The sequence below is a fragment of the Actinoallomurus acanthiterrae genome (assembly GCF_054775715.1).
This window is the reverse complement of the sequence record NZ_BAAHCO010000001.1, coordinates 438,196-464,238: the sequence shown is the minus strand read 5'-3', so window position 1 is coordinate 464,238 and position 26,043 is coordinate 438,196. Positions and strand designations below refer to the sequence as shown.

Here is a 26,043-nt window from a genome sequence, read left to right as displayed (position 1 = left end):
CTCCAACGTGCTTGATCTATGGAATCAAAGTGATATCACTTTAAGTCGACAGTCCCCCTCTGCGCAAGGCGCGACCGCCTCATCCCCCTCTGCGCAAGGCGCGACCGCCTCATCCCCCGCTGACAGCAAAAGCCTCCGGGAGGGCGTCGAGGCACTCGACGCCCTCCCGGAGGCAACCGGCCGACCGAGCGACCGATTTCGCGGCGCTCGGATTCGGATGGGTCAGTGGAGCTTGTACTCCTCCCAGGTGCGGATGGTGACCTTCGGTCCGTCGTCCGGGCCACGGTTGGCGAGCCCGTTCAGGCCGAGGTAGTAGTCACCGATCTGGTTCTGGGCCTGGGAGGAGAGGTCGGTGTCGCTGATGGCGGCGGCGTGGATGTGCCACGGCCAGTTGCCCTGCTTGGGGTTGCGCACCCATGCCGCGAAGCCGACACGGCGCAGGGCGCGGGCGACCGCGACGCGGGTGGCGGAACTCATCCCCTTGACATCGACGTCGACGACGCCGCCGCCGTCGTGGGTGCCCGCGGACGTGGGGTCACCCCCGGGGTTGTAGGAACCCTGGTCCAGCACGAGTTTGCGGCCGAGCAGCCGCTGCGCCTCGTTCAGCATGCTCCGCGTGCGGGTGTTGATGACGAACTTGCCGATGTGCACCCGGGCACCCGGCTCGATGACGTGCGTGACCTTGAAGCGGCCGGCTCCGAGCTTGACGAGCGACGTCTTGGCCGGCAGGCCGCTGGCCTGGAGGCCCTTGTAGCCGAGCGACTTCTGGTATTTCGCGAAGGCGGCGACCGTCGTGGTGCCGAAGGACCCGTCCACCCACTTCTTGTCGAGCAGGTGCCGGTCGCGCAGCGCCCGCTCGACGAGGAGCACGCTGGCCTTGGCACCCGGGGTCAGCTTGCTGTTGGACCGCCGCGGGTCGATCTGGGCCGCCTTGACGAGGGCTTCCATGTTCACGCTCGGGAGGGCCTTCGAAAGGGCCTTGCCGTCGGTCCCCTGTGCCGTCGCCTCGGCGGCTCCGGACAGGGAGGTGAGCAGGACGGCCGCCGTGAGGGCGGCGGCGTATGAGGGCAGCTTCATAGTTCTCCTGGTTGCGGGCAGGGGCGACGCCGAAGCGAAGCGGAAGATGATCTTGGACCTGCGAGTGTCGCTATATCCAGTCAATGGCCGGATTGGGCCACAGGGCGGCAGTCGAGGGGCCGGCCTTAGAGCCTGGGTGAAGGCGCGTTCCCCCGATTTGGCGAGGGCGGGCAGTATTGACGTGTGCGCCTCATCGACCGTCTGCCCAAGGGATCCGACCCCGACGCCGTCTTCGAAGCCTTCAGCGAGTGGGTCACCGAGCGGGGGATCACGCTCTACCCCGCGCAGGAGGAGGCGCTCATCGAGATCGTCTCGGGCGCCAACGTCATCCTGAACACCCCGACCGGCTCGGGCAAGAGCCTCGTAGCGGCGGGGGCGCACTTCGCGGCGCTCGCCCGTGACCAGGTCACCTTCTACACCGCGCCGATCAAGGCCCTGGTGTCGGAGAAGTTCTTCGACCTGATCGAGATGTTCGGCAGCGAGAACGTCGGCATGATGACGGGCGACGCGAGCGTCAACCCCGACGCCCCCATCGTCTGCTGCACCGCGGAGGTGCTGGCCAGCATCGCGCTGCGCGAGGGCGCCGACGCCGACATCGGCCAGGTCGTCATGGACGAGTTCCACTTCTACGCCGAGCCCGAGCGCGGCTGGGCGTGGCAGATCCCGCTGCTGGAGCTGCCGCAGGCGCAGTTCCTGCTCATGTCGGCGACGCTCGGCGACGTGAAGCGCTTCGAAGAGGACCTCAACCGGCGCACCGGCCGCCCGACGGCCGTCGTCAGCTCCGCCGAGCGGCCGGTGCCGCTGAAGTACGAGTACCGGGTGACGCCGCTGCACGAGACGATCGAGGAACTGCTGCACGACCAGAAGGCCCCGATCTACGTCGTGCACTTCACCCAGGCCGCCGCCGCCGAGCGCGCCCAAGCGCTGATGAGCATCAACGTCTCCACCAAGGCCGAGAAAGAGGAGATCGCCCGGCTGATCGGCGACTTCCGGTTCACGACGAAGTTCGGCCAGACGCTGTCCCGGCTCGTCCGGCACGGGATCGGCATCCACCACGCCGGGATGCTGCCGAAGTACCGCCGCCTGGTGGAGCGCCTCGCGCAGGCCGGGCTGCTCAAGGTCATCTGCGGCACCGACACGCTCGGCGTCGGGGTGAACGTCCCGATCCGTACCGTCCTGTTCACCGCGCTGAGCAAGTACGACGGGAGCCGCGTACGGCGGCTGCGGGCCCGGGAGTTCCACCAGATCGCCGGGCGCGCGGGCCGGGCCGGGTTCGACGTGGTCGGCTACGTCGTCGCCCAGGCCCCCGAGCACGTCGTGGAGAACGAGAAGGCCCTCGCCAAGGCCGGCGACGACCCGAAGAAACGCCGCAAGGTGGTGCGCAAGAAGGCGCCGGAGGGCTTCGTCGGCTGGGACGAGGAGGTCTTCAACAAGCTCATCGCCGCCGACCCGGAGCCGCTGCAGTCGCGCTTCCAGGTCAGCCACGCCATGCTGCTCAGCGTCATCGGCCGGCCGGGCAACGCCTTCCAGGCGATGAAGAAGCTGCTCACCGACAACCACGAGGACCGCGCGAAGCAGCGCCGCCACATCTCGCAGGCCATCGCGATCTACCGCAGCCTGCTGGCCGGCGGCGTCGTCGAGCAGCTCGAGGAGCCCGACGACGAGGGCCGGTACGCCCGCCTCACCGTCGACCTGCAGGAGGACTTCGCGCTCAACCAGCCGCTGTCGACGTTCGCGCTGGCCGCGATGGAGCTCCTCGACCCGTCCTCACCGTCGTACGCCCTGGACGTCCTGTCGGTGATCGAGTCGACGCTGGAGGACCCCCGACAGATCATCGCAGCGCAGGAGAACAAGGCCAAGGGCGAGGCCGTCGCGCAGATGAAGGCGGACGGCGTGGAGTACGAGGAGCGGATGGAGCTCCTCCAGGACATCACCTATCCCAAGCCCCTGGAGGACACGCTCGAGGGCGCGTACGAGATCTACCGGCGCGGACACCCATGGGTGGCGGACTACCCGGTCCAGCCCAAGTCGGTCGTACGCGACATGTACGAGCAGGCGATGACGTTCGCCGAGTACGTCGCGTACTACCAGCTCGCCCGCGTCGAGGGCATCGTGCTGCGCTACCTCGCGAGCGCCTACAAGGCCCTGCAGCAGACCGTGCCGGACTCGGTGAAGACCGACGACCTGCAGGACCTGATCGAATGGCTGGGCGAGCTGGTCCGCCAGGTCGACTCCAGCCTCCTCGACGAGTGGGAGCAGCTGCAGCACCCGGAGACGGCCGAGCAGCACACCGCGATCGAGGAGAAGGTCGCCGCCGTCACCGCGAACGAACGGGCGTTCCGGGTGCTGGTCCGCAACGCGATGTTCCGCCGGGTGGAGCTGGCGGCCCTGGAGAAGTACTACGAGCTCGGCGAGCTCGACGCGGAGGACGGCTGGAACGCCGACCGCTGGGCCGACGCCCTCGACGCCTACTTCGAGGAGCACGACGAGATCCAGACCGGCCCGGACGCGCGCGGCCCGAAGCTCCTGCAGATCGAGCGGGAGACGGACGTGTGGCGGGTCCGGCAGGTCCTCGACGACCCCGCCGGCCACCACGACTGGGGCATCGGCGCCGAGGTCGACCTGCGCGCCTCCGACGAGGCTGGCCGCGCGGTCGTCCACGTCACGTCCGTCGACCGGCTCTAATCCGGCGGTGCCCGTTCTGTGACTGTCAGTCGGTTATGGCACTGTGATCGGCGTGTTTGAACAGATATGCGTAGACCTGGCGAACGCGGCGCTGGCCGGTGACCAGCAGGCGTTCGGCCCCCTCCTTCCGGCGGTGCAGGAGCAGGCCGCCGGCCTTCCCGCCGACCGGCTGACCGCCGGAGCCCGGGCGATGGCGGGCGCGATCGCGGAAGCGTCCCCGCACCTCGGCGGCTGGGTGGCCGTGCTGGCGGGCGCCCTGGTGGAGAAGGGCGCGGACGCGGGCCCCGCCGGCCCGGCGGTCGTCGACCGGCTGGTCGAGGTGGCGGCCGCGGCCCTGGCGTTCGCGGGCGCCTGGGAGAAGGCGACCGGCGGCGCGCCCCCGGACCCGATGGAGCACCAGCCGTCCCAGGAGGTCTGGGAGACGGTGCACCCCGAGCTGGGTGACGGCGCGGGCGTCACGATGGAGGCCTGGTGGGCGCTGCCGCAGTTCGCGATGGCCGCCTCCACGATGCTCGCCCGCGACCAGGCCGTCCGCGCCTCCGTGACCGAACGCGACTTCAAGATCTCGGTGGTGGACCAGGCCGCGCCCCACCTGGGGCAGCTGGAGTACGTCCGTGACCTGCTCAAGGTCCTCGACGGTGAGCGCCTGCTGGTGCTGGAACGTGCCACCGGGCGCGGGTGGACCGTCGTGATCGGCGGCGTCGGCGACAACTTCCAGCTGCACACCCTCCTCGCGCACGCGCTGGTCCGGCCGGGCGGCATCCCCGGGGAGGCGCCCGACCCGCGCTGGGTGGCCTCGTCGATCGACCAGGACGTCGAGCCGGGCACGCCCCCGGTCGCCGGCGTCTGGAACCTCGTCGACGCGCACGGCTCCTGGATCTGGAACGAGGGCGTTCCTGCCGACATCCCCGAGGTGGGCGGCACGCGGATCGTGGTGCTCGACCCGCCGACGTACCCGCGGACGTGGAGCCCGGGGCGCCGCTTCCCGCTGATGCCGGGCTCGCTGACGGTCGAGGGCGCGCACGCCCCGGAAGAGCTGCGTGACTGGTGGCAGCACGTCAAACCCGCCGTCCCCCCGGCGGGCGGCTGAGGCGGGATTGAGCCTCTGGTCCCTGTCCGCCGGCGATCAAGATCACCATACTGCTGCGTACGTTCCCTGCAGAGGAGACATGGTGAATAACACGCAGCGCATGATCACCGGCACTCTCGCGTCCGTGGCGGTGCTCGGCACCGTGGCGGCGGTCGCCCCGGCCGCCGGCGCCGCCACCACGACCGCGCTGAAGTGCCACACCGAGACAAAGACCGTTCCGGTGCCCAAGTACAAGGACCCCACCTGGGACATCAAGGTCTGCATCGGCACGGTCAAGAACTCGGATACGAAAAAGACAGACGTCGCTGCCTGGATCAAGCCGACGATGCACGCCAACGGCACGAGCGTGAAGGGCTTCGACTTCAAGTACCCCACGAACCACGCCGTCATCAAGATCACGTTGAAGCTCAACGGCAAGACGCAGGTCGTCGAGCACCGGGGCGTCGGGCAGTACGTCAAGCGGTACCTGTGGACCGCCCACGGCAAGCAGCCGCTCCAGCTCGTCGGCATCCCGGCCTACGCCGCCAAGAAGGCGGGGACCTGGCAGGCGACCGCCGAGCTCGACTATGACGTGTCGAACGACAAGCGCGGCGCCTACCCGTACGCCGTGAAGTCCGCGACGCTGCGATAGCGCCGTGGAGGGGGTGCCCGCCGGTCAGACGGCGGGCGCCGCCTCCTTGACGACGGCTTCGTCTCCGATGTCCGGGCCTTCGAGGGCCTCCAGGAAGTCGTGGGCCCAGCGGTCGACGTCGTACTCGATCACCCGCTTGCGCAGCGCCCGCATCCGGCGGTTCTGCTCGGCCGGGTCGGCGTGCATGGCCTGCAGCATCTTCTGCTTCATGCCGTCGATGTCGTACGGATTGACGAGGAACGCGCGCCTGAGCTCCTCGGCCGCGCCCGCGAACTCGCTGAGCAGCAGGCTGCCGTGCAGGTCCGCCCGGCAGGCGACGTACTCCTTGGCGACGAGGTTCATACCGTCGCGCAGCGGTGTCACCACCATCACGTCGGCGGCGAGGAAGAGCGCGGCCAGCTCGTCGCGCGTGTACGACGTGTGCAGGTAGTTGATGATCGGCGCGCCGAGCTCGGAGTAGAGCCCGTTGGCCCGGCCGATCTGCAGCTCGATGTCGTCGCGCAGGATGCGGTACTGCTCGACGCGCTCACGGCTCGGCGTCGCGATCTGCACGAACACCGCGTCCCCGCTCTTCAGCCTCCCGTCGCGGAACAGCTCGCTGAACGCCTCGATCCGCTGGCTGATGCCCTTGGTGTAGTCGAGGCGGTCGACACCGAGCAGGATCGTGGCCGGATTACCGAGGTCCTCACGGATCTGCGCGGCCCGCTGCCGTACCTCGGTCCGGCCGATGAGGTCGATCAGCTCCTTGACGTCCACGGAGATCGGGAACGCCTCGGCCCGGACGATCCGGTCGTCGACGAGGACCTGGTTCCGATGCGTCTTCGCGGCGCACAGGCGACGGCAGAGGCGGGCGAAGTTCGCGGCGGCGTCGGCGCTCTGGAAGCCGACCAGGTCCGCGCCGAGCAGCCCTTCGAGGATCTGCTGCCGCCACGGCAGCTGCACGAACAGCTCCATCGGCGGGAACGGGATGTGCAGGAAGAAGCCGATGCGCAGGTCGGGGCGCAGCTCCCGGAGCATCTTTGGGACGAGCTGCAGCTGGTAGTCCTGCACCCAGACGACCGCGCCCTCGGCGGCGACCTCGGCGGCCGCCTCCGCGAACCGCCGGTTGACCCGGACGTACGCGTCCCAGAGCGTCCGCTTGTACACCGGCGGGACGATCACGTCGTGGTACAGCGGCCAAAGAGTGGCGTTGGAGAAGCCCTCGTAGTACAACTCGACGTCGTTCGCGGTCAGGCAGATGGGCACGAGGTCCATGCCGTCGGCGGTGAAGGGCTCCAGTTCCTCGTCCGGCGCGCCGACCCAGCCGACCCACGCGCCCCCGCGGCGCTGCATGACCGGCACGATCGCGGTCACGAGGCCACCCGGGCTACGCCGCCACGCCGCCTCGCCGTCCTCGTCGATCACACGGTCGACGGGCAGCCGGTTGGCGACGACAACAAACTCACTCTTCGTAGACGCTCCCACACTCCTCTTCCTCCCCAAATCGGACTATTCGATCCCTCTTGAACACGTTTCGCGATCAGTGTCACATCAGGAGGATGCGCGGAGGTTCCCTCCACCTTGCGGCGGAGCGAGAATCAGCCTGCGGTGTGAGGACGCGGAGCCCTCCCTCGGTGATGATTACGTCAAGGCTCCAGCGAACCCCCACAAAGGGTCTCCCCCACAAGGAAACAGCGTGAGCATCGCCACCGGTCTTCACCCCGGCCGGCCCACCGGAGGGCGCCTCCGGCCTGCCTGGATCACGGGCATCCTGGCCGAGGTGCGAGGACTGACCGCCGAGCCGCTGACCCGGCTGCGGCGAGGCCGGCTGCCTCTGGCGTTCGGCTCGTCCGCAACGGTGCTGATCCTCTGGTCGCTCCACTTCTCCTCGCTGGGCACGTACATCGTCCGGCTGATCAGCGACGTCTCGGCCTCCACCCCCTTCTACCTCGCCGTCGTCCGGCTACCCCTGTCGATGTACGCTCCGGCGCCGAACCTCCCGGTGTGGGGCTCGCTGCTGCAGGTGTTCGTCGTGTTCGGGATCGCCGAGGCGCTGGTCGGGTGGCGCCGTACGCTGATGGTCGCGCTGACCGCGACCTTCCTGTGCACGCTCAGCGGCCGGATCATGTGCTACCTCGGACCGGACACGATCGTCGGCCTGCCGTGGATCTCCCGGTACGTCTCCGACACCGGCCCGTCGGCGGCCGTCGTCGCGCTCGTCGCGTACGTGTGCTGCGTCCGCCGCGCCCCGCGTACGATGACCGTCCTGCTCACCGCGATGGTCACCGAGGTCACCCTGCTGCCCAACCTGGCCGGGCGCGAGCACGTCGTCGCCATCGCCCTCGGCATCCTGGCCGCCCTCGCGGTCCCCGCCGCCGGCCGGCTCCGCCGCGCGTCCAGAAAAGCGGTTTCCGCCGAGTCAGGGGCTCGTCAGGGTTGATCACGCTGTCCTACGATGACTCCCCGGGGTGGCGGTGATATGGGGGTTTTCGCATGCGTGTCCATCATCTCAACTGCGGCACGATGTACCCCTTCGGCGGACGCATCCTCAACGAGAGCGGTGACCGGCTCTCGGCGGCCCGGCTGGTCTGTCACTGCCTGCTCATCGAGACCGACGAGGGCCTCATCCTGGTCGACACGGGGATCGGCACGCAGGCCGTCGCCCGGCCGAAGGAGATCCTCGGCCGCTCCTTCGCCGCGATGACCCGGCCCCGGCTGGACCTGGGCGAGACGGCCGTCCGCCAGGTCGCGGCGCTCGGGTACGCCGCCGCCGACGTACGCCACATCGTGCTGACCCACCTCGACGTCGACCACACGAGCGGGCTCACCGACTTCCCCGAGGCGGAGGTGCATGTGCACGTCGCGGAGTTGGAGGCGGCCCGGCGGCCCGTGACACTGCTCGAGCGGGAGCGCTACCGGACCGCGGTGTGGTCGCACCGCCCGCGCTGGGTCGAGCACCACCCCGGCGGCGAACGCTGGCACGGGTTCGAGTCCGTACGCGGCCTTCCCGGCGGACTGCTCCTGATCCCGCTCACCGGGCACACGCGCGGCCACGCCGGCGTCGCGGTGGACACCGGCGACGGCTGGCTCCTGCACGCCGGGGACGCCTACTTCCACCACCGCCAGATCGAGTCGGGCGCCTGCCCGCCCGGCCTGCGCGCCTTCCAGTCCCTCGTACAGGCCGACCGTACGACCCGGCTGCACAACGTCGGCCGGCTCCGGGAACTGGCCCGGACCGGCGACGTCACGATGTTCTCCGCCCACGACCCGGTGGAGCTCGAACGCCGGCGAGCGACGACTCAGGAGCCGTCCCGCAGGCCAAGCCGACGCCTCGGCCCGTAGGCGATCCCGGCTCAGTCCCGCAGGCGGAGCTGGAGCCTGGGCCCGTAGGCGATCCCGGCTCAGTCCGCAGGCGAAGCAGGAGCCTGGGCTCGTAGGCGGTCCCGGCTCGGCGGCGGTCGCGCAGATTCGACAGGCGCCTGAGAGCTCGCTCAGGCGCCTGTCGCGCACGTCGAGCAGGCGCCTCGGCTCCGTCGCACGGATCCAGCAGGCGCCTCGACCCGGTCAGGAACCGTCGCGCAGATCCAACAGGCGTCTCGGCTCGTAGGCGATCGCGTCGAACGTCGCGGTGCAGCCGGCGCCGGTGGGCGACTGCGCTTCGAAGCCGTACGACGGGACCTCCGAGGCGTAGAGCGCGAAGTGGCGGATAAGCCGCCAGTACGCGCCGTCGGTCGAGGCGTGGAAGGCGTACGCCGTGCCGACCCGCGCCACCCGCAGCCAGACCTCGCCGCCGTCCACGACGAAGGCGTTGCAGTCGTCGGACGTGCCGCGCGTCACCACGGACACGACCATGGGCTCCCGCTGCGGGGACAGCTCGAAGGCGAGCTTGGCCCAGGCGCGGTCGTTCAGCCACACCAGCAGCGCGCCCGCGTCGAACGTGGACTGGAAGTCCACCTGCACGCGGGCGCTGAGCAGGAAGTCGCCCTCCGCGCAGGCGAGCAGGTGCGGCGCGTTCAGCGTCACGGCCGTCCGCTGGGGGTCGATGAACAGGTCCGTGCCCGGACCGGTAGAGATCTCGAATCCGTCGTCAATCATCCGGTACGAACTCGCCGGCTCTCCTTCCCACCGCAACGACACGGGGATGCGGGGGATTCCTAGCTGCCCGACTGCACGCGCCACACCGTCTCCTTAGGTCCGCCAGGCGTGTTTTGGAGCGCTCCCAAGGAGAAAGTAGGCCGCGGCCCGGAATTCGTACAGAGTGCGCCGGGCGTTCATTTCTTGAGCGTGTACCGGCACTGGGCGACTTCGCCCGCCTTCTTGACGACGACCGACCCGTCCACCGTGATCTGGCAGGAGACCTTCTGCTGCGACGACGCGTTGGCGAGCACGGCGAGCAGGCCGCTCTTCACGTTGACGGTCTTCTTCCACGGCAGCTTCGCGTTCGTGGCGGTGCCGTCCTTGCCCGCGTGGTAGTAGATGCCCGGGAGCTCCCCCGAGCCCAGCACCTCCAGGACGACCGCGTGAGCGCCCCCCGCGGGCTTGGACTTCGGTTCCCCGGACTTCTTCGCCCCGCCACCGGAACCGGCCGCCTTCTCGCTCGGGCTGGCGGAGGCGGGGTCGTCCTTCGCCTTGGAACCGCCACCGCAGGCGGTGGCCGACGCGAGCATTCCGGCAACGGTGCAGAAGATGAGTATTCGCCGCATTCGCCGAAGATTACTGGCAGCGGAAAGTTAATCGATCTTTACCCGGCCGACCAGGCGGTTGAAGCGGGCCAGCATCGTGGCGAGGACGCGGACGTCCTCCTCCGGCCAGGCGCCGAGCAGCCGGTGGAACTTGTCCTGGCGGGCCTCGCTGATGGCGTCCATCCGCGAGCGTCCCTCGACGGTGAGGTCGAACCGGTGCGCGCGCCGATCGTCCGGGTCCGGCCGCCGCTCGATCAGGCCGAGCTCCTCCAGGACCTTCAGCTGGCGGGTCATGGTGGCCTTGCCGATCCCGAAGTACTCCGCGAGGTCGCTGGGCCGGGCCGGCGCGCACTCGCGAAGCCCGACGAGCAGCCCGTACGCCGCGGAGTCCAGGCCGGGATGCACCTCGCGCATCATCTGGGTGGACAGCGCCCGCGCGCGGCGCAGCAGGACGCCGATCTCGTGCTCGAGGGCGTGATACGCCTCGGGCTTACCGGTATCGGTCGAGACTGGTGCTTCGGTCATCGTTCGCTTCCCTTGAGCCGTGCCTTCGGCGAGGCCGAATGGCATGATCCCACCCCGCGTGGCCCGGTTTCGCGTTTCCGCCAAGAGTGGCACGGCCGGGGCGAGTAACCGGGCCGGAGCGAACCGGGGCGGGTGTCCGGGCCGAGCAGGTGTCCGGGCCGAGCAGGTGTCCGGACCGGGCAGGTGTCCGAGCCGGGCAGGTGTCCGAGCCGGGCGGGTGTCCGGGCCGGGCGGGCCACCGGGCGGGCGGGGCCCACCGGGCCAGGCCGGTGACCCCGCCGGGGGAGTGACCGGCCGGGCCGGAGCGGGCCGGCCCGGTTCTGTCGGTCACGCCGCCGGGTTGCCGAGCCACATGTCATGCGCGTTCTCGTCGTGCCCGTTCAGGCTGACCGCACTCGCCACGGGCGCGTACCCGGCGGCGGTGACGGTGTACTGGCCGCCGGTCAGGTCGGCGAAGGAGTACTGGCCGGTCGGGCCGGTCACGGTGACGCCGACGACGTTGCCGGCCGCGTCGAGCAGCGTGACACGGGCGTCGGCGACCGGGCCGTGGCCGTGCGCCTGGACGGTTCCGGCGATCCGGGCGCCGGGCCGCAGCTCGACGTCCTGCCGGGTCACTCCCGAGTCGCCGCCCACCTCGGCCGGCACCGCGGCCGGTCGGTGGCCTTCGGCGCTGACCGCGATCGTGTACGTCCCCGCGACCACCTGGGTGAAGGCGTAGCCGCCCTCGGCGTCGGTCACCCCGCTCGCGACGACCTCGCCACGGACGTCGGTCACGACGATCATCGCGTCCGCGACGGGCGTGCCGTCCGTGTCCCGCACGGTGCCGGCGAGGCCGCCGTTGCCGGCGAGGACGAGGTCGAAGTCGAGCGGCCGGTCGCCGGTGACCAGGGTCGCGGCCTGGGGGTCGTGGTCGCCGGCCGCCGCGATCAGCACGTACGTGCCGCTGCCGGGAGTGGCGACCTCGTACCGGCCGTCCGGCCGCGCCACCGCGCGCCCGATCTGCCGGCCACGGATGTCGATCAGTGTGATCGCCGCACCGGGCACCGGCGTCCCGTCGGCATTGCGGACGACGCCGCGGATGACGCCGCCCTGCCGCACCTCGGGAGCGATCGGGGAGCCCGGAAGACCGTCCCGCCGCACCTCGGCACCCGGAGTGGCGCCCTGAGCGACCAGAGAGGCCGGGATGCCGTCCTGCCGCGTCTCGGGAGCGACCGGGAAGATCGGCCGGTCGGCGGAGGCCGGCTCCTCGCGCCGGACGTGCTGGCCGTGCGGGGCGGCGCCCGCCGGTGCCGTCTGCTGCTCGAGGCTCGCGGTGCGCAGCGGCACTTCCTTGATGAACAGGAGGGCGAGCAGCGCGATGAACACGGCCGGCGCGGCGAACAGGAAGACGTTGCCGATGCCGTGGCCGAAGGAGTCCTCGACGACCGCGCGGATCGGGGCGGGCAACGCGGACAGCTTGGGGATGGACTCGCTGCCACCGCTGGACGGGCCGGCCGCCCGAACGCCGAGGCGAGCCATGCCTTCCGCCGTGTAGTGCGTCACCCGGTTGGACAGCAGCGCACCGAGTGCCGAGACACCGATCGCGCCGCCGAGCGTACGGAACAGCGAGACGGACGAGCTGGCCGCGCCCATCTGGTCGTTGCGCACCTGGTTCTGCACGGCCAGCACGGTGTTCTGCATCGTCGTGCCGAGACCGACGCCGACGAGGAACATGAAGATCGAGGCTTCCCAGTACGCCGTGTCGTGACGCAGCATGCTCATCAGGGCGTACCCGGCGGTCATGAGGACGCCGCCGCTGACCATGAAGGCCTTGTAGCGACCGGTACGGGTGATGATCCGGCCGCTGATGGTCGACGCGAGCGCCAGCCCGGCGATCATCGGCAGGGTCATGAGGCCGGCCTTCGTCGGCGAGTCGCCGCGGGCGAGCTGGAAGTACTGGCTGAGGAAGGTCGTCGCGCCGAACATCGCGACGCCGATGAACAGGCTCGCCACCACGGCGAGGCTCATGGTGGGGTTGCGGAACAGGTGCATCGGCACGATCGGCTCGGTCGCCTTGATCTCGACGAGGACGAAGATCAGGGCGAGGACCACGGCGCCGCCGACCATCACGCCGGTCTGCCAGGACAGCCAGTCGTACTTGGTACCCGCGAACGAGACCCAGATGAGCAGCAGGGACACCGCGGCGGTGAGCAGCGTGGAACCGAACCAGTCGACCTTGACCTTCCTCTTGGTGACCGGCAGGTGCAGGGTCTTCTGCAGCACGATCAGGGCGAGGACCGCGAAGGGGACGCCGACGTAGAAGCACCAGCGCCAGCCCAGCCAGGACGTGTCGACGATGGCCCCGCCGATCAGCGGGCCGCCGATCGTGGCCAGCGCGAACACCGCGCCCATGTACCCGGAGTAGCGGCCACGCTCACGCGGCGGGATCATCACCGCCATGATCGTCTGAGCCAGCGCGGTGAGCGCGCCGGCGCCGAGGCCCTGCACGACCCGGGCCGTGATGAGCATGCCGGGGTTCTGCGACAGGCCGGCGAACGCCGAACCGAGGACGTACACGAGCAGGCCCAGCTGGATGAGGAGCTTCTTGCTCATCAGGTCCGCGAGCTTGCCCCAGATGGGGGTGGAGATCGTGGTCGCGAGCAGGGTGGCGGTGATCACCCAGGTGTAGGCCGTCTGGCTCGCGTGCAGGTCGGCGATGATCGTCGGCAGGGCGTTCGACACTACGGTCGACGACAGGATGGCGACGAACAGCCCGAGTAGCAGGCCCGAGAGCGCTTCCATGATCTGCCGATGCGACATCGGGGCGTCCGCGCCGTGGCCGGACGTAGCCCGTACCCCGGCCGGTGCTGCGGTTGTCATCAAGCTCCTTATCGCTCCATGGCCGTACGGGCTCATCATTATTTGCCCGAAGCAACCATAGACGTACTTGGTTGCCCTAAGCAACATGTCTCCGCCCGTCGGCATTCCCGCGACGGACCGCGGATGTCCACGACGCGGTGGAGGCGGCCATGAAAAAAGGGCCGACCACAGCCGTGGTCGACCCTCGAGGCGTGGATGCGAGGTCAGCCGCAGCCGCCCTGAAAGGTGGACTTGTAGGAGCCGTACGTGCCGCCGTAGACGACGCACTCGCCCTTCGGGTTGGCCAGCGTCACCGGACCGGCGTAGTACTTGTACGCGGTGGGGCCGTCGGGCTTGGCGGTCACGCCGCCGACCTGGAGCGTGGCCGAGATCTTGACGGTGTTCCCGACGTACGAGCCCTGCTTGAGCGTCACCACACAGTCGCTCGGGCCGTTGTTGAGCCAGTAGACGCGCGCCTCGCCGGCCTTGCCCAGCGGCTGCGACTCGACCACCTGGAAACCGGACCCGCAGATCTGCTCCGGGGTGTACGGCTGCGTCCCGGCCGCCGCCGCCGTTCCCACCGACGCCGTCAGCGCGATGCCGCCACCGAGCGCCAGCACGGCCAGCCTCGTCATCCCGTTCATGTCTCTCCCAGCCATACGTCGCACAGCCCGGATCACCACGATCCGGATGATCAACAATAAGCGTTGTTGATCATGGTCTGGGAGGCCCGTCCGTGACGGCCGGCCGACGGGCAGGTGACCTCAGAGCGGCTCGCCGGCGAGGCCGGAGAGGGAGAGCCGCTGGGTGAGCCAGAGGTGGAAGGACCCGGCGGCCCCGAGCCAGACGGCCGTGCTCGCGGCGAACTGCTCACGCGTCACGCCGCCGTCCACGCGCATCATCGCCTCGCTGACGATGATCACACTGCCGTCGTCGTCGGTGGCGGTGTAGACCTTCAGGCCGGTGGTGTCGCGGTTCCACTCGTCGAGGGCCGAGCAGAGCGCCGGCTTGTCCTCGACGCTGAAGAAGTGATCGTAGATCGTGCGCGCGGAGAAGACCTCGTCCTCGTCGTGGATGGTGAAGAAGAGGCTGAAGCACGGCCACCTCGTGCCCAGGCGGCCGCGGGAGTCCCGGAACGAACTGATCTCCAACTGGTCCAGCACGTCTTCCAGGAGCTCGAGGTCCGGCCGGACCACGCACGCGTGCGGACCGCTGGAGTACGGACTACTCGGAGGTTCGGCTTCCATGCGTGACTCCCTACTCGCGGACAGTAGTCAGATTGTGCCTCACCAACGCCATTGGAGACGCGTTACCGAGACTTTCCGCTGGAACCGGCGAGCCCCGACCGTACGATCGTTTCGACCGTGGGCGAAATATCCCGCCCCTAGCGTGCAGGCATGGTCGACGAGACGGCGCACGGAGCACAGGTCGCCGAATCCCACACGACGATCACGCCGAAGATCCTCTACTTCGGCACGCCCGTCGTCCTGCTGTCCACCGAGAACGCCGACGGCACCGCCAACCTCGCGCCGATGTCATCGGCGTGGGCCCTCGGCGACGTCGTCGTCCTCGGCATGGGCGCCGCCTCCCAGACCGCGGCCAACCTCGCCGAACGCCCCGACGTGGTGATCAACCTGCCGGGGCCCGGACAGTGGGACGCCGTCGAACGGCTCGCACCGACCACCGGCCGCCACCCCGTACCCGCCCACAAGCAGGGCGTCTTCCGGCATGAGTCGGACAAGTTCGGGATCGCCGGCCTCACCGCGTCACCCTCGGAGACCGTCCGCCCGCCGCGCGTCCGCGAATGCCCGCTACAGCTCGAGGCGGCCGTGACCCGGCTCCGCCCGGACGCCGGCGGATCGTTCCTGATCGCCGAGGCCGCGGTGAGCCGCGTCCACGCGGCGACCGACATCGTCGTCCCCGGCACCTCGTACGTGGACCCGGCCCGGTGGAGCCCCCTGATCTACAACTTCCGCCACTACTTCGGCCTGGGCTCCCGCCTCGGCCGCTCCTTCCGCGCCGAGCATTGACCCCCGGGGCTGCTCAGTGCTGGTTCGGGGCGAGGCAGAGCACGGAACCGTCGCCGCCGCCCGATTTGCCGCGCCAGTAGCGGACGGTCGCCGAGGGGTACGGGCTGCAGACGCCCTTGCCGTCCATCTCATTGATGCTGACGGTGATCCGGGAGACGTGCTCCACCTTGCCGACGACCTTGTACGCGGCCGTCGCGTCCGTGCAGGAGACGACCTTGATGTTGTCGCCGGTGATGTGCTTGCCGCTCGAAGTGGTCTGGTCCGACGTCTTCTTGACGCAGTCACCGACGGCCGCCTCGTCGGAACCCGACCCCATCCGGTTGAGCACGATGATGCCCACCAGGCCGACGAGCGCGATCGGCAGGACGATCAGCAGCCGCTTCCGGCGCTGGCCGGGCGCGAGCCCCGGCGGCGGACCGTACGGTCCGGGCGGACCACCGTACGGGCCGGGCGCGCCGGGCGGCATGCCGGGCCCGGGCGCACCCGGAGGAGGCATGCCGGGTCCGCCGGGAGGAGGCTGCATGCCGTACGGCCCGCCCGGTCCGGAGGGCGGCGTCGGGTTGGGCTGCTGCCAGTTGGGCGGTCCGCCCTGCGGCGAGGGCTGCGGGGGGTACGGCGCGGACATCGATCCTCCTGGTGAACGAGCCGGGAAGGCCACGTGCGAGTCGCCTCCCCGAGCGGGACGTTCCGACGATCACGCTCGATCGAGCAGAAAGATCGGGAACCGTCCCGGGATTCTCGCACGTCCCGTACGGGATTCCGTCGATCACCCCCGGTGACGTCGGCCGATCACGGCCGTAGGAGGCGTCAGCGGGCCTTGGCGTCCTTGACACAAACGGAACGCGGACCGCTACGCCCGGCCACCGTGACTCACTGGAACCACATCGGCCTCATGCGTATCGAATAGGGGCCTGGGACCTCGCCCGGGCGGCACAACGAACGACTACGAAGGACCCATCAGTGACGCAGACCCCCCTTCGCCTCGCCGGAGCGCTCGCCCTGACGACCGCGCTCGCGCTGTCGGCCACCGCCTGCGGCAGCGGGGATAAGAAGGCCGCGTGCGAGAAACTGCAGAACACCATCCAGCAGACCAACCGCACGATGATGACCCAGATCAACAACCCGAACGCGCTGGCGCAGACGTACGCCACCGGCGCCGCGACCATGCGGCAGGAGGGCAAGGACTCCGGCGACGGCGACGTCGAGAAGGCGGCGAACCACGCGGCCTCCGCGATGGAGAAGCTCGGGAGCCAGGTGAAGTCGGCGGCCGGCGGCAACCCGCAGATGCCCGACACCTCGGACCTGATCAGCGCGGGCAAGGAGCTCAAGTCGGCCTGCGGCTGACCTCGTCCCTTCGGCCCTGGGGTCACCGCCGGCCGCGCCGCCGACGGTGACCCTTCACGGCCGGAGGCCTACTTGAAGAGGACGACGAGCTTGCCGCCGCCCTCGTACTGGAGGTCCGCCGCGAACCCACCGTCGACGCTGATCTTCGTCTTGCCCGGCCAGGCGCACGACCGGGGTCGAGAGGTTCTTCTTCGTCGTCTTGTGGTTGTAGGCGAGCCTCGGCTTGTGCGTCTTCGGGTCCGTCCACTCGATGCCGGTCCCGGTCTCGTACGCCTTCTTGGTGTACGCCGTCTTCTTCACCACCGTGGCCCACACGGTCTTGCAGGCGTCCGAACGGTAGACGTCGAGATAACCACCGACCCGGACATGCTTGCCGGTGTTCTCCGCGTGGCCCCAGATCTTGTACTTCTTGATCAGCACGGGCTTGTACTTGCCGGCCGCCTTGACGCACTTCACCGAGGTCCGCGAGGTCGTGTCGGCGAACGCGCTCCCGGCCGTGGCAGCGGCCATGCCGCCCACGAGAGCAGTGGCGGCGAGCAGCGCCGGTACCCGGCGACGGAGGTCGAGGTTCAAGAGTTCCCCTTGTTGTCGATGGCGCGCCCCCGCGGCGCGCCCATGGGGTGAGACATCCGGCGCAGGAGACCGGTTCGCGGACCAAGATCACAAAAGCTAAAAATCGACCCTCGGCGCAGCGGAGCGGAGCGCCGGAGGTTGCGCCGAGAGTGCGCCGCCACGACCGCGAGGCTCGGTGCGCGAGGCACGCTCGTTACTCCGGACGTAATCGCCTCCGCTACCGCGTGGGGTGATCCTTAGGTCTGTCAGCAGCGGACACCCGCTCCGCGGCCGAGAGCGATGGAGGAGAATCATGGCTGGATACGCCATCGGGCACCTGCACGAGGTCGACATGGGACCGGCGATCGCGGAGTACCTCGAGCGGATCGACGCGACCCTGGAGCCGTACGGCGGACGCTTCGTCATCCACGGCGCCAAGGCCGACGTGAGGGAGGGCGACTGGTCGGGCGACCTGGCCGTCATCGAATTCCCCGACCTGGACAAGGCACGCGCCTGGTACGACTCCCCCGCGTACCGCGAGATCATCCCGCTGCGCGCCGACCATTCCCGCAGCGCCATCCTGCTGATCGACGGCGCCGGCGACAACCACCGCGCCACCGACGTCCTCGCCTGAGACCGCTCGAGGTGGCCCGTACGGGGAAGGGTCAAGCCCCGGCGCGCCGCGCCCGGTGCAGCAGATACGCCGCCGAAGCGAGGGAGCCGACGAAAGCGACCAGCGAGACCATAACGGCGGTGCCGGCCGAGGTGCCGGACGACTCGCAGTGGCCCGTCGCGTCGCAGATGGTGGTCCCGCTCCAGAAGAAGAAATAGTAGAACGGCAGGATCAGCCCGCCGGGAACCACCAGCGTGCCGATCAGCTTGTCGCGGAGCGTCCAGCGCGCGGACGCCCAGAGCAGCACCACCCCGACGAGCCAGCCGAGCACGGGCAGGATGACGCCCCCGATCAGCAGGAGAATGACCGCCGCGATCTCGAAGGCGCCCGCGCGCCTCCGGGGAGACGCCTGCCCGGCCGCTGCCGCGCGTACCGGCGACGTCTCCGGCAGACCGACGCCGGCCTCCTGAACGATCTCCTCCGGGGTGCCGAGACGGTCGAGAATCGTCCGTACGGTGGCCTCGGTCCGGTCGGGACTCTGCGCCAGCACGGTGTCGATATGCTCCCGGATCTCCGCCACCAGCTCCGCCCGGCGATCCGCCGGCAGCCCCCGCGCCACCCCCTCGAGACGGCCGAGGTAATCCCCGATCAGTTCATCGGTCACCGTCATCGACCTCACGTCCCTTTCCCGATGAAATGCTCGACCGCGCCGCTGAACCGCCCCCACTCCGCGGTGAAGGCCTCCAGCGCCTGGTGCCCTGCGGGCGTGAGCCGGTAGTAGCGCCGCGGCGGGCCGGTGGTGGACTCCTGCCACACCGTCTCGACCAGCCCTTGGCGCCGCAGCCGGGACAGCAGCGGGTAGATCGTCCCCTCGCTGATGACCATGCCGTCGATCTCGCCGAGCATCCGCACGATCTCGACGCCGTACCGCTGCTCGTGACGCAGCAGCGCCAGCACGCAGTACGGCAGCGCTCCCCTCCGCATCTGCGTGAGAAGGTTCGATGCGTCACCCGGTTCCATGCGACGCATGGTACCTAGCCTGACATAGCATGTCCAGGAGGGGACAGCCTTCCGCCGACCCGCACCACAGGCGCATGACGTACGCCCACCTCGGTGATGAATTCGAAATCGGGCGACGCCGGCGAAATGACAAAGATGTCGTCCAGCTCACCCTAGGGATTTGAAAGCGCACCCCTGCGACATATTTACCCCATGCCCGGCGGAACAAGTCCAGAGCTCCAAGGAAGCTTGTGTAGCGTCCGCTAGCGTGCGACAGTCCTGGCGAGGCGTTAAAACAGGCAAGGAGACCGCCGTGCCCCGTCCCTGGGAAGCCGACCGAGGAGCTCAGTTCAGACGTCGGCTCGGTAAGACCGCCGCCGAATTAGGGAACAGCCGCACCACCAACGACTGCCCGGACATCTGGGAGCTCGATAATGGTGACATCGCGATCGTCGGACGTGACATGACGACGGTGTTCGCCGACCGCCTGCCCGCTGACGTCCGGATCGGCGTCGACGAACGCCTCGTCGTCATCCCCGGAAACATGCTGAGCGCCGCCAAACCGGACATCCCGGATGCTTAGCCACATACACAAGATCGCCGGAAAGACCCTCGACGTCGCGGCCTATCACGCCATACGCCGCGCGGAGACTCGTCGACTGACCAGGCCGATCTGGAAGCTCGAGCGCTCTCAGCACTTCCATGAACCCGACGATGATCCCAGCTGGCAGGCATTCGTCGCGGATGACTGGCCTCGGGTCCTCGCGGTATTCGAGAGCGAGCGAGCCGACGCGCGGGCCGAGGTGGATAGCTACGCGCGGCAGGGCACTGAGCTTCGGCGCCTGCGCATCGTCGAACGGCCGGTATCGCGATACCTGCTGTGGGAGATGCAGTGGTTCAGGATCCTGGCAGAAGAAGGCACCGCGATCCGCGTCCTCGATGCCGAACACGTACGCGCCTTTGAACGCGACGGCGTTCTCCCGGAGATCGTCGTCGACGAGCATGCGCTCTACCACGTCAGATACGACAAGGACTGGCGGCCATGTGGCGCCAGACGTATCGACGACCCGGACGTGATGCGGGGGGCCACCGAGGAGATCGCGGCATTGTGGGAGTTGGCAGAGCCGTTCTCGCGCTACTTCACCCGTGAGATCATGACGCTCCTGCCGTCGACCCCGTGAGGGTCAGACCCACAAAGAGGCATGAGCCGACGAATCGGTAACCGAAGCATCAGAAGCGCACTCACGACGGCCGTTCTTCTGCTCATCGCCGTCACGGCCGTTGCCCTGATCGGCATCTCTCCGATCGCACTCGGAGCCTTCCACGGGCGCACCGATAAGTGGGAACGGTTCAGCTTCATCGGCCAGACGTACGGCGCGGCGTCCGCGATCGTCTCGGTACTGGCATTGGTCGGCATCGTCCTGACCTTGAGCTATCAGGCGCGCGAGACGAAGCTCGCCCGGGAGGAGACACGACGGCAGGCGATCGGGGATCTCCTCAAGATGGCGATGGAGGACCCCGACCTCGACGAGTGCTGGGGGCCGGTACCGCAACCCGACGATCCGAGGACCCGCAAGCAACTGCTCTACACGAACATGATCATCGCTGAGTGGTCGCTGTCCTTCGAGACGAGAGCGCTGCCGGAAGCCCGCCTGCGTGTCATCGCCAACGAGATGTTCCAGGGCCAGATCGGGCGCGACTATTGGAAGAACGCCGGGGAGACACGGCTCTCCACATCGGCCAGCCGCCGAGAACGACGATTCCACGAGATCCTGGACGAGGAGTACAACCGGGCTCACCTGTCGGCGATCATCGACCGTTCGGCCCTGGCGCCCACCGTCGCGCACCGGACGACGGCGAAGGAACGCCTGCTGTGGGCGAGCGTAGGCGCCGCCGTCATGGTGTTCTACCGGATACTCCGCCGGGGACTCGACCGGCATTAAGCCGCCACCAGACATCCCAGGAATCGCGTCCAACGGCGATGTTCTTACTTACTCCCGTACGGGAGGTGGCAAGATGGACGGCTCGCTTTCCAACAAGGAGCTGAGCTCGTCGGCGGCCATGTAGAGATCTTCCACTTCGCGCCGGACCGCTTCGATGAAATCTCTGTCCACGATCTTCCACGCGCCCTCAAGATCGCCATCGATACCGTATAGCACTTCGTACATGACAACGGTGTCGAGAATTACCAGCTCTGGCAACGGTCGGCGTTCTTCGAGATGCCTGATATCGGCGACGTCGAGAACGCGGATGCTCTCACCGGCCTCAGCTCGAAGCCGGATGTAGTACAGCTCCCACTGAAGGTAAGGCGTGTACGGCCGCTCTACAATCCGGATCCGGCGCATCGTAAGACCGTTGGCCTCCCATAGCGGCGCCTGGATCTGATCTCTGCGTTCATCGATGAGCCGGACCGCCTCCGCCCAGTCACCAGCATCGAGCGCCCGCCAACTTGGATCATCGGGCTCCCGAAAGGTCTGACGTCTTTCGAGCTTTATGAACGCATCCGTAGAGCTGGAGAAATACGGCCAAAAGTCCGATAGGTACTCATCTACGCTAAGTCGGGCGGCCGTGTTGGAATGCACCTCTTCTATCACCATTTCCCCGCATTAAGGAGGAGCCCTCGACACAGCAAAAATACCATCGCGGCAACCCGAGCGATCGCCGACTGGCAGTTGTCGCGGAACATTTGACCGATTTCCTTTGAACGCACGCGCGTGAGCAATTTCAAGGCGTACACGCACTACGCGGCACAGGACCCGGAGTGCTGCGCCTCCCTGCCGCCCGTCACCATCACGTACGCCTGGCAGGACAACGACGGATTCGTCCCGTCCGGCCAGGTCCCCCACCACGGCGAGCCGGTCCGCGTGAAGCTCCTGCCCTGACCGCCGGTCGTACCTGCCCGATATCCCTTTTGACGCCGTGCAGCGCAGTGCGCTTCCCTGTGCCGGTGCCTAACCTTCGCATCGAACGGGTGGACGGCGAGGCCGGCCTCAAAGACTGGCAGTACGTCCACAACCTGATCATCCCCACCGCCACGCTGTCGCTCGACGAGGTCCGCGAGCGCTCCGGCCGCAACCTCCTGGACGTCGCGTACGCCGACGATGTCCTCGTGGGCTGCACGACGGTACGCCCGCCGACGAGCGACAACGGATCGCCGGCCACGGTGATCGCCCGGGTCCTCCCCGAGCACCGCCGGCAGGGGTTCGGGGAGGCGCTGTACGAGCGAGGGCTGGCGCAGGCGCGAGAGCTCAACGCCGAGACGATCGAAACGGTCATCTGGGCCGCGAACGTCGACGGACTGCGGTTCGCGGAGAAGCACGGCTTCGTCGAGTTCGACAGGTATCAGTTGCCCGGCGACGACGTCGACTGGATCGATTTGAGGCTGGCCTGAGCACTACCGCCGAAACGGCCCCTGCCGGGCCGGGCGACGAGGGAGTGGTGAATGACCCCGATCGTGAGGCGTTCCGCTCGCGCGATCCTGATCGACGACGAAGACCGCCTCGTGCTGATCAAACGCACCCGTCCGGGCCGGCCGGTCTACTGGAAGTCTCCCGGGGGCGGGGTCGAACCGGATGACCGATCCCTGGAGGACGCCCTACGACGGGAACTCCGCGAGGAGCTGGGAGCGACCGCCGGTTCTTGCCGGCAGGTATTCCTGTTCAGCTCCCCGAAAGCTGCCGGCGTGGTGGTCCATAACGTCTTCGTGACACGGCTTGTCGAACTCGACCTCTCGCGCCGAGACGGTCCGGAGTTCGCCGACCCCTCGCGCGGACTCTACGACGTCGACTTCATCGACCTCCGCGACGAATCGTTGGCGACCACCGACCTGAGACCCAAAGTGCTGAAAGTCTTCATCCTGGCCAACCGGGACGCTTTGCTGGACGCCGCCGGCACATGAACGCTCGTACGGAAGACCCGACGATGCTCGATCATCGGCCGGCGAGCCTGGAATGATCCGTCAGACCGGTCTTCGCAACTCCGCCAGGACTTGGGCGGTGAGCGGCGAGCGTTCCAGTAGCTCCAGGTCGAGCAGTTGACGGCGGTTCTCCTGTTCAACCGATGGATCGCTCGCCGCGGCCTGCGTCGGCTGCGCTTCGAGTGCCCGGTGCCGACGAGAAAGGGCTGTCGCCAGGGCGGCGTCTCGGCCGTACCGCAGGCATTGCAGTGTTTCCCTGACCCCACCGTGGACAGCGACATGACAGGTGCCGGCCACGGCCCAGGCGGCGTGTACGGCGTTCTCCGCCAAAGGCGTGGCGGCCCCGTTCACCATCCTCCACGCCTCCCACCTCCTCGTCCCAGCCAGGGCGAAACCGAACTCGGCGGCGACGAACGCCTGGTCCATGCAGGCCACGCCCACGGCGACGACGTCGATAGCGGTTCCCTGTTCCAGCAGATCCCAGACACTGCCCAGAGCGTCTTGGAGCACCAGTGGTTCTCCCAGACCGGTCTGCTCATGAAATCGCCGGTAGTGCGGCAGCAGGCGGTCGGCGACCGCCGCCGCCAGCGCCGCCCGTGCCGCAGGAACCAGACCGTCGAGAAGCCCGGTCAACCGCCGCTCTTCATCAACGAACCCGGCGATACGGCCGCCATCTGGCTCTTCGCCCACGACGACAACCTATGACGAGGTCTGCCGGCTCGCCGTGAGGTAGGCCTGAACGCCGCTCTCGGCTCGTTGTCATGGGCCCGGCCCCGACGCCCGATGACGCCGCACCGTCACCGTCCACAGCGGTTCGTCTTCGCCGGTCGTTCCTCACCAGGCGAGAAGGCCCCAGTAGGCCGCCCAGGGAATGAAGATCGCTCCGGCGGCCACCAGCGTGGCGACGCGGATGCGTGAGCCGCTCGTCGATACGCGCCGGTTCCGCCAGGCGATCGTGGCGGTCGCGGCCGTCGTGACGGTGACGGCGAGGGCGAGGAGTTGGAGGATCAGCCACGGGATGGGGCGGCCGGCGAGGACCGGCCCGTTGAGTCGTCCGCTGGTGACGAAGACCGAGAGCATGACCAGCAGCGTTCCGGCGACGGCCACCAGGCCCGTCGTCGCGAGCAGGCGTGCTGAGCGGCGGGCCGGGGTCGCTCCCGCGTGCCCGGTGATCCGGCGTACGATCCCGGTCACGGGATATCCGGCGAACATCACCAGCAAGAACGCGATCGCGGCCCACTGAAGGCCGTTGGCCTCGTACCAGGCGCCGTTCGAAGCCGCCCGGCTGGTGAGCGCCTGCTGGGGAGGGGCGGCGGCGCTGGAGGGCGGTGCGTGGCCATCCGCGACCTGGTGGACCCACGACGTCATCGTGTCCGCAGCGCCGGGAGCGAGCGCGCCCAGCGGATGACCGCGCAGCAGCGGGCCGCCGAGATGGTCGAACCCGTCGGTCGTACGGTGCCCGTTGTGGCCGGCGCTGGCGACGAACCGGATGGTCACGTGCTCGTTCCCCGCGCGGGCGAGGACACGTTCGAAGATCTGCGCGCTTTCTCGCGGCGGCACCTCGGTGTCGTGTTCGCCCCACAGCGCGAGGACCGGCTGCTGCACGTGCGCGAGGACGGGAACCGGGTCGTGGTCGGCCTCGGGGAACAGACCCGTACTGTCCAAGAGGTGCGCCGCCGGTCCGGCGATCGTGTCGAGATACGACCCGGAGATGTGCTGATGCCGCATATTCCCCGTGAGGTACCAGGTCTGCGTACGCAGCGGCGTGTAGCCAGGGCCGCCGAGAGAGATCAGGAACGCGACGTCCGAGGACCGTGAGGCGGCCACCGGTGCGACCCAGCCGCCCTCGCTGAAACCCCACAACCCGACCTTGACGGGGTCGACGCCGGGACGGGCCCGGAGGGTCCGCACGCCGGCGAGCGCGTCGGCGGCCAGGAGGGAGTAGTCGCGGTGCGTCCTCGAATAGCCGATGGTCCGCTTGTCGTAGATGAGCGCGGCGATCCCGGCGCGCGCGAACGCCTCGGCCTCCTGCGTGTACTCCTGCCGGGGCGCCGGACCCGCGCCACCCACCAGAACGACGCCCGGAACACGGCCCGTGGCCCCGCTCGGCGCGACGACCGTACCGTGCAGAATCACACCCTCGCCGCCGCGGAAGGCGACATCGCTGCGGTCCACGCCGTCGCGCGTGGAACTCGTACCAGCCACGTCGTACGTGGCGCGGGTCGCCGTCGCCGGCGACGGCATGAGCGCCAGGAGCGGCGACGCCAGCAGGCCGATCGCCCACCCGGCCACTCGGACCCGGCGGGATTTGAACGAGAGCAGCACGACGTGCTCTCCTTTCTCTGGGATTCGTGTACGCGAAGACACGCCGCATGGGCGTGGTGACACGGACTCCGTTCACCGGGTCGCCGAGTGCCAGCTCGGCGACCCGGGTCATTCCTCGGAGCCTGCCGTGGGTTCGGAGGCGGCCGCCTCGGGGATACCGAGCAGCCGGACGTGCACCGGGCGTGCGCCCGGAGGTGTCTCCTCCTTCGATCGTGAGAAGCGGTAGATCAGCGCGATGTACTCCTCGAAGAACTCCTTCGCCTCATCGAGCGTGAGACGAAGGGTGGCGCGGGAGAACAAGAACGCGTCCGCCCACTCGCCCAGCGCGTCGCGGCTCGCGGCGAAGCGAGAGAAGAGCTCGAAGAGTTCGGCGAAGTTGTGCTGCACCATCTCCGAGAGCGCCTCGCGCACCTCCGGCGTCTGGCGGCTGTAAGACGGGAACCGTCGATCACCCGGCACAGCACGCCACCAGCGTTCCCGTCCCTTGGACAGCTCCGGAACCTCCTCGACGAAGCCATGCTTGGCGAGCTGTCTGAGGTGGTAACTGGTCGCCCCGGTGCTCTCGCCGAGCGCCCGGGCGAGGGTCGCGGAGTTCACCGGCCCGTCGCGCAGGCACTGCTCGATCTTGCGCCGCAGTGGGTGCACGAGCAGCCGGAGCGCCGCGACGTCGGTGATCTCCTGAGCCGGAGGACGATCTGCCACACACTGATCATAAGCGTTCGCAAAGGCTCTTTGCAAAGAGTCTTTGCATCGGACT

At 68.8% G+C, this 26,043-nt stretch carries 30 protein-coding genes; 14 read left to right on the top strand and 16 right to left on the bottom strand.

Annotated elements, in window-relative coordinates; all coding sequences use genetic code 11:
• Window positions 1-222: 222 nt before the first annotated feature.
• Window positions 223-1,077, bottom strand: a complete 855-nt coding sequence (locus ACYVF7_RS02280; RefSeq protein WP_460334073.1) for a peptidoglycan-binding protein — start codon at window positions 1,075-1,077, stop codon at window positions 223-225.
• Window positions 1,078-1,260: 183 nt separating this feature from the next.
• On the opposite strand from ACYVF7_RS02280, the gene ACYVF7_RS02275 reads away from it, so the two are divergent.
• From ACYVF7_RS02275 to ACYVF7_RS02265, 3 genes are all read left to right on the top strand, one after another.
• Window positions 1,261-3,762 (top strand): DEAD/DEAH box helicase, encoded by a 2,502-nt coding sequence (locus ACYVF7_RS02275; RefSeq protein ID WP_460334070.1) that lies wholly within the window; start codon window positions 1,261-1,263, stop codon window positions 3,760-3,762.
• A 52-nt stretch (window positions 3,763-3,814) separates the two neighbouring features.
• On the top strand, window positions 3,815-4,852 hold the full coding sequence (locus ACYVF7_RS02270) for a hypothetical protein (protein WP_460334067.1): 1,038 nt from the start codon (window positions 3,815-3,817) through the stop codon (window positions 4,850-4,852).
• 79 nt (window positions 4,853-4,931) lie between these two features.
• Complete coding sequence (locus tag ACYVF7_RS02265) at window positions 4,932-5,483, top strand: hypothetical protein (RefSeq protein WP_460334064.1); 552 nt, start codon at window positions 4,932-4,934, stop codon at window positions 5,481-5,483.
• Between the two features lie 24 nt (window positions 5,484-5,507).
• Here ACYVF7_RS02265 and ACYVF7_RS02260 read toward each other — a convergent pair whose 3' ends face one another.
• Window positions 5,508-6,947 (bottom strand): alpha,alpha-trehalose-phosphate synthase (UDP-forming), encoded by a 1,440-nt coding sequence (locus ACYVF7_RS02260; RefSeq protein WP_460334061.1) that lies wholly within the window; start codon window positions 6,945-6,947, stop codon window positions 5,508-5,510.
• A 211-nt stretch (window positions 6,948-7,158) separates the two neighbouring features.
• Here ACYVF7_RS02260 and ACYVF7_RS02255 point away from each other — a divergent pair, with 211 nt between their 5' ends.
• Both ACYVF7_RS02255 and ACYVF7_RS02250 read left to right on the top strand, forming a co-directional pair.
• Complete coding sequence (locus ACYVF7_RS02255; protein ID WP_460334058.1) at window positions 7,159-7,902, top strand: hypothetical protein; 744 nt, start codon at window positions 7,159-7,161, stop codon at window positions 7,900-7,902.
• Window positions 7,903-7,955: 53 nt separating this feature from the next.
• On the top strand, window positions 7,956-8,804 hold the full coding sequence (locus tag ACYVF7_RS02250) for an MBL fold metallo-hydrolase (RefSeq protein WP_460334055.1): 849 nt from the start codon (window positions 7,956-7,958) through the stop codon (window positions 8,802-8,804).
• A 222-nt stretch (window positions 8,805-9,026) separates the two neighbouring features.
• Here ACYVF7_RS02250 and ACYVF7_RS02245 read toward each other — a convergent pair whose 3' ends face one another.
• The 6 genes from ACYVF7_RS02245 to ACYVF7_RS02220 form a co-directional block, all read right to left on the bottom strand.
• Window positions 9,027-9,641 (bottom strand): DUF1349 domain-containing protein, encoded by a 615-nt coding sequence (locus ACYVF7_RS02245; protein WP_460334053.1) that lies wholly within the window; start codon window positions 9,639-9,641, stop codon window positions 9,027-9,029.
• 92 nt (window positions 9,642-9,733) lie between these two features.
• On the bottom strand, window positions 9,734-10,165 hold the full coding sequence (locus ACYVF7_RS02240) for a hypothetical protein (protein ID WP_460334050.1): 432 nt from the start codon (window positions 10,163-10,165) through the stop codon (window positions 9,734-9,736).
• A 27-nt stretch (window positions 10,166-10,192) separates the two neighbouring features.
• Window positions 10,193-10,669, bottom strand: a complete 477-nt coding sequence (locus ACYVF7_RS02235) for a MarR family winged helix-turn-helix transcriptional regulator (protein WP_460334047.1) — start codon at window positions 10,667-10,669, stop codon at window positions 10,193-10,195.
• 327 nt (window positions 10,670-10,996) lie between these two features.
• Complete coding sequence (locus ACYVF7_RS02230) at window positions 10,997-13,528, bottom strand: MFS transporter (RefSeq protein ID WP_460334044.1); 2,532 nt, start codon at window positions 13,526-13,528, stop codon at window positions 10,997-10,999.
• Window positions 13,529-13,731: 203 nt separating this feature from the next.
• A complete protein-coding gene (locus ACYVF7_RS02225) occupies window positions 13,732-14,151 on the bottom strand; it encodes a hypothetical protein (RefSeq protein ID WP_460334041.1) in 420 nt (139 codons plus the stop codon).
• Between the two features lie 120 nt (window positions 14,152-14,271).
• Window positions 14,272-14,754, bottom strand: coding sequence for a YbjN domain-containing protein (locus ACYVF7_RS02220; RefSeq protein WP_460334038.1), 483 nt, complete (start codon window positions 14,752-14,754; stop codon window positions 14,272-14,274).
• Between the two features lie 150 nt (window positions 14,755-14,904).
• Here ACYVF7_RS02220 and ACYVF7_RS02215 point away from each other — a divergent pair, with 150 nt between their 5' ends.
• Window positions 14,905-15,537: a flavin reductase family protein gene (locus tag ACYVF7_RS02215; protein WP_460334035.1), complete on the top strand. Its 633-nt coding sequence runs from the start codon at window positions 14,905-14,907 to the stop codon at window positions 15,535-15,537.
• 13 nt (window positions 15,538-15,550) lie between these two features.
• On the opposite strand, the gene ACYVF7_RS02210 is transcribed toward ACYVF7_RS02215, so the two are convergent.
• The gene (locus ACYVF7_RS02210) at window positions 15,551-16,162 is read right to left on the bottom strand and encodes an LppU/SCO3897 family protein (RefSeq protein WP_460334032.1); all 612 of its coding nucleotides are present in this window, start codon (window positions 16,160-16,162) and stop codon (window positions 15,551-15,553) included.
• Between the two features lie 335 nt (window positions 16,163-16,497).
• Between ACYVF7_RS02210 and ACYVF7_RS02205 the strand changes: the two genes are divergently transcribed.
• Window positions 16,498-16,881 (top strand): hypothetical protein, encoded by a 384-nt coding sequence (locus ACYVF7_RS02205; RefSeq protein WP_460334031.1) that lies wholly within the window; start codon window positions 16,498-16,500, stop codon window positions 16,879-16,881.
• Window positions 16,882-16,935: 54 nt separating this feature from the next.
• Here the strand turns inward: ACYVF7_RS02205 and ACYVF7_RS02200 are convergent, their stop codons facing one another.
• Window positions 16,936-17,454: a hypothetical protein gene (locus ACYVF7_RS02200; RefSeq protein WP_460334027.1), complete on the bottom strand. Its 519-nt coding sequence runs from the start codon at window positions 17,452-17,454 to the stop codon at window positions 16,936-16,938.
• A 292-nt stretch (window positions 17,455-17,746) separates the two neighbouring features.
• On the opposite strand from ACYVF7_RS02200, the gene ACYVF7_RS02195 reads away from it, so the two are divergent.
• Entirely contained in the window at window positions 17,747-18,067 is a 321-nt protein-coding gene (locus tag ACYVF7_RS02195) for a DUF1330 domain-containing protein (RefSeq protein ID WP_460334025.1), read from the top strand.
• Between the two features lie 31 nt (window positions 18,068-18,098).
• On the opposite strand, the gene ACYVF7_RS02190 is transcribed toward ACYVF7_RS02195, so the two are convergent.
• Together ACYVF7_RS02190 and ACYVF7_RS02185 are read right to left on the bottom strand one after the other, a co-directional pair.
• A complete protein-coding gene (locus ACYVF7_RS02190; RefSeq protein ID WP_460334022.1) occupies window positions 18,099-18,710 on the bottom strand; it encodes an HAAS signaling domain-containing protein in 612 nt (203 codons plus the stop codon).
• 11 nt (window positions 18,711-18,721) lie between these two features.
• Complete coding sequence (locus ACYVF7_RS02185) at window positions 18,722-19,066, bottom strand: PadR family transcriptional regulator (protein ID WP_460334019.1); 345 nt, start codon at window positions 19,064-19,066, stop codon at window positions 18,722-18,724.
• Between the two features lie 292 nt (window positions 19,067-19,358).
• On the opposite strand from ACYVF7_RS02185, the gene ACYVF7_RS02180 reads away from it, so the two are divergent.
• Genes ACYVF7_RS02180 through ACYVF7_RS02170 form a run of 3 tightly spaced genes read left to right on the top strand, consistent with a single transcriptional unit; the run spans window position 19,359 to window position 20,988 of the window.
• Complete coding sequence (locus tag ACYVF7_RS02180; protein WP_460334016.1) at window positions 19,359-19,628, top strand: hypothetical protein; 270 nt, start codon at window positions 19,359-19,361, stop codon at window positions 19,626-19,628.
• Window positions 19,621-20,226 (top strand): DUF6879 family protein, encoded by a 606-nt coding sequence (locus ACYVF7_RS02175; protein WP_460334013.1) that lies wholly within the window; start codon window positions 19,621-19,623, stop codon window positions 20,224-20,226. The genes ACYVF7_RS02180 and ACYVF7_RS02175 overlap by 8 nt, the downstream gene beginning before the upstream one ends.
• A gap of 21 nt (window positions 20,227-20,247) precedes the next feature.
• On the top strand, window positions 20,248-20,988 hold the full coding sequence (locus ACYVF7_RS02170; RefSeq protein ID WP_460334010.1) for a DUF6082 family protein: 741 nt from the start codon (window positions 20,248-20,250) through the stop codon (window positions 20,986-20,988).
• Between the two features lie 48 nt (window positions 20,989-21,036).
• Here the strand turns inward: ACYVF7_RS02170 and ACYVF7_RS02165 are convergent, their stop codons facing one another.
• Window positions 21,037-21,642, bottom strand: coding sequence for a DUF6879 family protein (locus ACYVF7_RS02165; RefSeq protein WP_460334007.1), 606 nt, complete (start codon window positions 21,640-21,642; stop codon window positions 21,037-21,039).
• Between the two features lie 117 nt (window positions 21,643-21,759).
• Here ACYVF7_RS02165 and ACYVF7_RS02160 point away from each other — a divergent pair, with 117 nt between their 5' ends.
• The 3 genes from ACYVF7_RS02160 (at window position 21,760) to ACYVF7_RS02150 (ending at window position 22,943) form a co-directional block, all read left to right on the top strand.
• A complete protein-coding gene (locus ACYVF7_RS02160) occupies window positions 21,760-21,927 on the top strand; it encodes a hypothetical protein (RefSeq protein WP_460334004.1) in 168 nt (55 codons plus the stop codon).
• Window positions 21,928-21,992: 65 nt separating this feature from the next.
• Window positions 21,993-22,436, top strand: coding sequence for a GNAT family N-acetyltransferase (locus ACYVF7_RS02155; protein ID WP_460334000.1), 444 nt, complete (start codon window positions 21,993-21,995; stop codon window positions 22,434-22,436).
• 51 nt (window positions 22,437-22,487) lie between these two features.
• Window positions 22,488-22,943, top strand: a complete 456-nt coding sequence (locus ACYVF7_RS02150; RefSeq protein WP_460333997.1) for an NUDIX domain-containing protein — start codon at window positions 22,488-22,490, stop codon at window positions 22,941-22,943.
• A 60-nt stretch (window positions 22,944-23,003) separates the two neighbouring features.
• On the opposite strand, the gene ACYVF7_RS02145 is transcribed toward ACYVF7_RS02150, so the two are convergent.
• The 3 genes from ACYVF7_RS02145 to ACYVF7_RS02135 form a co-directional block, all read right to left on the bottom strand.
• Window positions 23,004-23,651, bottom strand: a complete 648-nt coding sequence (locus tag ACYVF7_RS02145) for a DUF416 family protein (RefSeq protein ID WP_460333993.1) — start codon at window positions 23,649-23,651, stop codon at window positions 23,004-23,006.
• A 144-nt stretch (window positions 23,652-23,795) separates the two neighbouring features.
• Window positions 23,796-25,286: an alpha/beta hydrolase family protein gene (locus tag ACYVF7_RS02140; RefSeq protein ID WP_460333990.1), complete on the bottom strand. Its 1,491-nt coding sequence runs from the start codon at window positions 25,284-25,286 to the stop codon at window positions 23,796-23,798.
• A gap of 108 nt (window positions 25,287-25,394) precedes the next feature.
• Window positions 25,395-25,988, bottom strand: coding sequence for an ArsR/SmtB family transcription factor (locus ACYVF7_RS02135; protein ID WP_460333987.1), 594 nt, complete (start codon window positions 25,986-25,988; stop codon window positions 25,395-25,397).
• Window positions 25,989-26,043: the final 55 nt, after the last annotated feature.

Excerpts from the sequence above, each read along its gene's own strand:
- ACYVF7_RS02280 (WP_460334073.1), bottom strand. The coding sequence starts at position 1,077 with ATGAAGCTGCCCTCATACGCCGCCGCCCTCACGGCGGCCGTCCTGCTC.
- ACYVF7_RS02265 (WP_460334064.1), top strand. The coding sequence starts at position 4,932 with ATGGTGAATAACACGCAGCGCATGATCACCGGCACTCTCGCGTCCGTG.
- ACYVF7_RS02250 (WP_460334055.1), top strand. The coding sequence starts at position 7,956 with ATGCGTGTCCATCATCTCAACTGCGGCACGATGTACCCCTTCGGCGGA.
- ACYVF7_RS02240 (WP_460334050.1), bottom strand. The coding sequence starts at position 10,165 with ATGCGGCGAATACTCATCTTCTGCACCGTTGCCGGAATGCTCGCGTCG.
- ACYVF7_RS02235 (WP_460334047.1), bottom strand. The coding sequence starts at position 10,669 with ATGACCGAAGCACCAGTCTCGACCGATACCGGTAAGCCCGAGGCGTAT.
- ACYVF7_RS02230 (WP_460334044.1), bottom strand. The coding sequence starts at position 13,528 with ATGACAACCGCAGCACCGGCCGGGGTACGGGCTACGTCCGGCCACGGC.
- ACYVF7_RS02225 (WP_460334041.1), bottom strand. The coding sequence starts at position 14,151 with ATGAACGGGATGACGAGGCTGGCCGTGCTGGCGCTCGGTGGCGGCATC.
- ACYVF7_RS02220 (WP_460334038.1), bottom strand. The coding sequence starts at position 14,754 with ATGGAAGCCGAACCTCCGAGTAGTCCGTACTCCAGCGGTCCGCACGCG.
- ACYVF7_RS02215 (WP_460334035.1), top strand. The coding sequence starts at position 14,905 with ATGGTCGACGAGACGGCGCACGGAGCACAGGTCGCCGAATCCCACACG.
- ACYVF7_RS02210 (WP_460334032.1), bottom strand. The coding sequence starts at position 16,162 with ATGTCCGCGCCGTACCCCCCGCAGCCCTCGCCGCAGGGCGGACCGCCC.
- ACYVF7_RS02195 (WP_460334025.1), top strand. The coding sequence starts at position 17,747 with ATGGCTGGATACGCCATCGGGCACCTGCACGAGGTCGACATGGGACCG.
- ACYVF7_RS02185 (WP_460334019.1), bottom strand. The coding sequence starts at position 19,066 with ATGGAACCGGGTGACGCATCGAACCTTCTCACGCAGATGCGGAGGGGA.
- ACYVF7_RS02175 (WP_460334013.1), top strand. The coding sequence starts at position 19,621 with ATGCTTAGCCACATACACAAGATCGCCGGAAAGACCCTCGACGTCGCG.
- ACYVF7_RS02170 (WP_460334010.1), top strand. The coding sequence starts at position 20,248 with ATGAGCCGACGAATCGGTAACCGAAGCATCAGAAGCGCACTCACGACG.
- ACYVF7_RS02165 (WP_460334007.1), bottom strand. The coding sequence starts at position 21,642 with ATGGTGATAGAAGAGGTGCATTCCAACACGGCCGCCCGACTTAGCGTA.
- ACYVF7_RS02150 (WP_460333997.1), top strand. The coding sequence starts at position 22,488 with ATGACCCCGATCGTGAGGCGTTCCGCTCGCGCGATCCTGATCGACGAC.